This window comes from Acinetobacter genomosp. 33YU (genome assembly GCF_001990725.1).
In the GTDB taxonomy this organism is placed as follows: Bacteria; Pseudomonadota; Gammaproteobacteria; order Pseudomonadales; family Moraxellaceae; genus Acinetobacter; species Acinetobacter seifertii.
The window spans coordinates 1-313 of record NZ_LFZQ01000036.1; the positions used below are offsets into that span (position 1 = coordinate 1).

General features: G+C 51.4%; 1 protein-coding gene. It reads right to left on the reverse strand.

What is annotated here, in order from left to right:
• Positions 1-313, reverse strand: a 313-nt coding sequence (locus tag AC056_RS19105) for an Ig-like domain-containing protein (protein ID WP_228144374.1), incomplete at both ends; no start/stop codon positions are given.

Genomic DNA, 313 nt, shown 5'->3' on the forward strand with positions numbered 1-313 from the left:
TTGAGTAAAGGTCGCTGTCCAGGTCTTACCACCATCGGTACTTACTAAACCAGCCAAAGTACCGCCCGCCAAGGTTACGTCACTTGCATCAAAGCCAGTTACTGCTTCACTGAAAGTGAAGGTCACTGTGGTGCTTTCACCTGCCGCTAAGTTCAGGTCACTTGCGCTAATCGCAAGCGTCGGTGGCGTAATGTCGGCTGTTAAGCCTGCAAGACTCGCACCTGAACCCGGGTTACCTGCAAGGTCAGTATAAGTACCGTTTGCTACACTCAAGCTTGGTACAGTTGCACTGCCGTCTTGAGTAAAGGTCGCT